Here is a 4,592-nt window from a genome sequence, read left to right as displayed (position 1 = left end):
GGTGGCGACCGCGCGCAGGGCGTCCAGCGGCACCCGCGCCCCGTCCGCCGCGGCGCTCGCCCGCGCCGCGCGCAGGTCCGCCTCGGCGCGCACCTCGCGCCACCGCCGCCGGAACGCCTCGTGCCAGCGCAGCTCCTCGCAGGCGGTCCGCGCGCGGTCGACGGCCGCGCGGACCCCGGGCAGGTCGAGCAGGGGCGCGAGCGGGTCGTCGCCCCCGGGAGGGGGCGGGGGCGGGGCGACGGGCAGCACGCGGCCACCCTACGAGCGCCGGCGCGGCGTGCGGCGCGCCGGGTCCCGGCGTGGGCGCGGGGCCGTGTTCCGGGCCACACTGACTCCATGCCCTCGACGCCGAGCGTGTCCTCGTCCATCACCGCGCGCCTGCACGTGGAGGCCAGGCCCACGGCCGTCTCCGAGCTGACGTCCGCGATCGAGCAGACCGGCGGGATCGTCACCGCCCTCGACGTCACGGCGTCCGGGCACGAGCGGCTGACCGTGGACGTCACGTGCGCGACGAGCGGCGAGGAGCACGCCGCGCAGATCGTGGCGGCCCTGCGCGCGCTGCCCGGCGTCGACGTCGAGCGGGTCAGCGACCGGACGTTCCTCATGCACCTGGGCGGCAAGCTGTCGATCGAGTCGAAGGTGCCGCTGCGCAACCGCGACGACCTGTCGATGGCGTACACCCCGGGTGTCGCCCGCATCTGCGAGGCCATCGCGGCCCGGCCGGACGACGCGCGCCGCCTGACGATCAAGCGGAACACCATCGCCGTGGTCACCGACGGCAGCGCGGTGCTCGGGCTCGGGGACATCGGGCCGCTCGCGTCGCTGCCGGTGATGGAGGGCAAGGCGGCGCTGTTCAAGCGGTTCGCCGGGATCGACGCGTTCCCGCTCGCCCTCGACACCCAGGACGTCGACGAGATCGTCGAGACCGTCGTCCGGGTCGCGCCCGTCTTCGCCGGGATCAACCTGGAGGACATCTCGGCGCCGCGGTGCTTCGAGATCGAGCGGCGGCTCCGCGAGCGCCTGGACATCCCGGTGTTCCACGACGACCAGCACGGCACGGCGATCGTCGTGACCGCGGCGCTGACGAACGCGCTGAAGGTCGTCCGCAAGGAGATCGGCCAGGTCCGGGTCGTGCTGTCCGGCGCGGGGGCGGCGGGCACCGCGGTGCTCAAGCTGCTGCTCGCCGCCGGCGTGCACGACGTGGTGGTCGCCGACATCGACGGCATCGTGCACGCCGGGCGGGAGCTGGCGTCGCCCGAGCTGCGCTGGATCGCCGAGCGCACCAACCCGCGCGGCGTGACAGGCGAGCTGCGGGGGGCGCTGTCCGGCGCGGACGTGTTCATCGGGGTGAGCGCGCCGAACATCATCACCGGCGAGGACATCGCGACGATGGCCCGGGACGCGATCGTGTTCGCGATGGCGAACCCCCGGCCGGAGATCGACCCCGCCGAGGCGGCGCGGTACGCGGCGGTGGTCGGCACCGGACGCAGCGACGTCGCGAACCAGATCAACAACGTGCTGGCGTTCCCGGGCGTGTTCCGGGGGCTGCTCGACGCCCGGTCGCACGTCATCACCGACGCGATGCTGCTGGCGGCGGCGCGGGCGCTCGCCTCGGTGGTGACCGACGACGAGCTGAACCCGGCGTACATCATCCCGAGCGTGTTCCACCCGGACGTGGCCTCGACCGTCGCCGCGGCGGTCGCGCAGGTGGCGGGCGCGACGGCCGGGCCGCGGGCCGACACGGGGTCGGTGGCGGTCGTCCCGGTCCCGCGGGCCTGACCCGCGGCAGCCCGCCGGGGCACGACCGTGCCCCGGGAGTCGGGCGGTGCCCGCCGTAGGATCGCCCGGTGCAGTGCCACCACTTCGACGCCGCCCGGTGTCGCTCCTGCACCTGGATCGAGCAGCCCTACGCCGACCAGCTCGCCGCCAAGCAGGAGCGCTGCCGGGAGCTGGTCGACCCGTTCGGGCCGCTCGACTGGCTGCCCCCGGTGGCGAGCGCGGAGTCCGGCTTCCGGAACAAGGCCAAGATGGCGGTCGGCGGCACCGTCGACGCGCCCACGCTGGGCATCCTCGACCCCGGCGGGGTCGGCGTCGACCTGCGGGACTGCGGCCTCTACCCGGCGTCGCTGCAGGCTTCTCTGCCGGTGCTGGCTCAGTTCGTGACGCTGGCCCGGCTGGTGCCGTACGACGTGCCGACGCGGCGCGGCGAGCTCAAGTACGTGCTGGTCACCGAGTCCCCCGACGGCGAGCTGCTCGTCCGGTTCGTGCTGCGCTCCTCCGAGGCGCTGCCGCGGCTGCGCAAGCACCTGCCCTGGCTGCTCGCGGCGCTGCCGCGGGCCGTGGTCGTCTCCGCGAACCTGCTGCCGGAGCACAAGGCGGTCCTCGAGGGCGAGCAGGAGGTCGTGCTGACGGAGCGCGCCACCCTGCGGATGCGGGTCAACGACGTCGACCTGCACCTGCGCCCGCAGAGCTTCTTCCAGACCAACACCGACGTCGCCGCGACCCTCTACCGGATCGGGCGGGAGTGGGTGGACGCCGCCGACCCGCGCTCGGTGTGGGACCTGTACTGCGGGGTCGGCGGGTTCGCGCTGCACGTCGCCCGGCCGGGTCGCGCGGTCGTCGGCATCGAGACCTCGGCCGAGGCGGTGGCGAGCGCCGAGCAGAGCCGCGCCGACCTCGGCCTGGCCGACGTGCGGTTCGCCGCGGGTGACGCGACGGCGTTCGCCCTCGGGGCCGGCGCCCCGCCGGACCTGGTGATCGTGAACCCGCCGCGGCGCGGCATCGGTCCCGCCCTCGCGGGGTGGCTCGAGGGGTCGGGCGTCCGGGACGTCGTGTACTCGTCGTGCAACGCCGCGTCGCTCGCGCGCGACCTGGCCGCGATGCCGTCGCTGCGCCCGCGCCGGGCCCGCCTGCTCGACATGTTCCCCCAGACGGGCCACTACGAGGTGGTCGTCGCGCTGTCCCGGGACTGAGCCGGCGGCGGGGCGTGCCTTTCGTCCCACGTCTGGGCCCCTGCGGGGCAGGACCCTGATCGCATGCTCAGCGTCGCCGAGGCCCTCGACTACCAGACGCAGGCGGCCCGGACGAAGACGGACCTCGCCCGCCGCCCCGGCGTCTACCTCGTCAACACCATGCTCGCGGGGGCCTACATCGGCCTCGGCGTGGTCATCATGGCGACCGCCGGCGGCCCGCTCGCCGACGCCGGATCCGGGTTCACCCCGCTGGTGCAGGGCCTGGTGTTCGGCGTCGCCCTGACGATCGTCGTGGTCGCCGGCGGCGAGCTCGCCACCTCCGGGATGATGGTCTTCACCCAGGGCGCCATGCGCGGGACGATCTCCTGGGCCCGCGCCGGCGCGACGCTGCTGGCCTGCCTGGCCGGCAACCTGCTGGGCGCGTTCGTGCTGGCCGTGATCCTGCACCTGTCGGGAGCGCTGGGCCCCGACCGCCCGGCGGGCCGGATGATCGCGTCGATGATCGCGCACAAGGCCGAGGAGTCGGGCACCGAGCTGTTCTTCCGCGGCGTCATGTGCAACCTGATGGTCTGCCTGGCCATCTGGTGCGCCGGCCGGCTGCAGAACGAGGTCGCCAAGATCGTCGTCATCTTCGCCTGCGTGATGGTGTTCATCACCTCCGGGTTCGAGCACGTGGTCGCCAACATGACGACGTTCTCGTTCGGCCTGGTCGGCGGGCTGGACGGCGCCACGGTCGCGGAGTTCGCGCGGAACGTGCTGTTCGTCGGGCTCGGGAACCTGGTCGGCGGCGGGCTGCTCGTCGGCGCCGCGAACGCCGTCGCCGCCGCGCCCGCGCGGGTGCCGGCCGACGCCGCCGAGCCGGTCGCGCCGACGCCCGAGGCGCTGGCCCCCGCGACGCGCTGAGCCCGGGGCCGGTCGGGCACCGGTCGCGCGCGCACCCGCTCCGGCACTCAGGATCGCACCCGGATCCGGACATCTCGGGCGCGCCGGGGGGCAGGTGGCGACCAGGCGCTCTACCGTCGGACGGAGAACCGACGTGACCAGCACGGCCGCGTCCACACCGAAGCCGCTGCGCGGGAGGCGCCTGACGCTCCTGCCCCGCACACCGTGAGCCGGCGACAAGGGAGCAGACATGAGCAGCACCTCGGACCGCGAGCAGGACGACGCGACGTCGACCACGCCCGACCCCGCGGAGCAGCCCGCGTCGGAGCCGGGCACGGCCGACGAGGCCGGCACGACGGCGGCGACCGGCGGGGCCGGCGCGACCGGGTCGGCCGCCACGAGCGGGGCGACCGCACCCCGTTCCGGGACCGCCCCGCGCACGCCGAGCACGCCCCGCACGCCGACCACGCCCACCGAGCGGGTGCCCACCGTCCCCGCGTCGGGCGCGACGGCCCGGGACACCGCTGCACCGACCGGGGCCGCGGCCACCGGAGCCCCTGACGCGGCCGCCCGGCCCACCGCACCCGCGGCCACCGGCACCGCCAACCCGGCCACCGCGACCACCGCGACCACCGGCACCCCGTCCCGCGGCACCAGCACGCATCGCGCCGTGCGCCCGGCCCCGACCCCGCCGGCGCCGGAGACTCCCCCGACCTCGGCGCTGCCGGGCGCCGCGGG

The 4,592-nt window shown here is 75.8% G+C and carries 3 protein-coding genes and 2 pseudogenes; 4 read left to right on the top strand and 1 reads right to left on the bottom strand.

The annotated features are described in order from the left end of the window. A pseudogene (locus FA014_RS18010) lies at positions 1–249 on the bottom strand (hypothetical protein); the annotation flags it as partial. Between the two features lie 87 nt (positions 250–336). On the opposite strand from FA014_RS18010, the gene FA014_RS18005 reads away from it, so the two are divergent. The 4 genes and pseudogenes from FA014_RS18005 to FA014_RS17990 all read left to right on the top strand — a co-directional run. Beyond that, positions 337–1,779, top strand: coding sequence for an NAD-dependent malic enzyme (locus FA014_RS18005; RefSeq protein WP_154730999.1), 1,443 nt, complete (start codon positions 337–339; stop codon positions 1,777–1,779). A gap of 68 nt (positions 1,780–1,847) precedes the next feature. After that, entirely contained in the window at positions 1,848–2,972 is a 1,125-nt protein-coding gene (rlmC, locus tag FA014_RS18000; protein WP_154730998.1) for a 23S rRNA (uracil(747)-C(5))-methyltransferase RlmC, read from the top strand. Between the two features lie 63 nt (positions 2,973–3,035). Continuing rightward, positions 3,036–3,875 (top strand): formate/nitrite transporter family protein, encoded by an 840-nt coding sequence (locus FA014_RS17995; RefSeq protein ID WP_154730997.1) that lies wholly within the window; start codon positions 3,036–3,038, stop codon positions 3,873–3,875. 229 nt (positions 3,876–4,104) lie between these two features. After that, positions 4,105–4,592 (top strand): annotated as a pseudogene (locus FA014_RS17990) (hypothetical protein); the annotation flags it as partial.

Source organism: Cellulomonas hominis (genome assembly GCF_005239125.1).
Taxonomy (GTDB): domain Bacteria; phylum Actinomycetota; class Actinomycetes; order Actinomycetales; family Cellulomonadaceae; genus Cellulomonas; species Cellulomonas hominis_A.
Note: the sequence above shows the minus strand (reverse complement) of the source record. Positions and strands in the feature narration are given on the sequence as shown.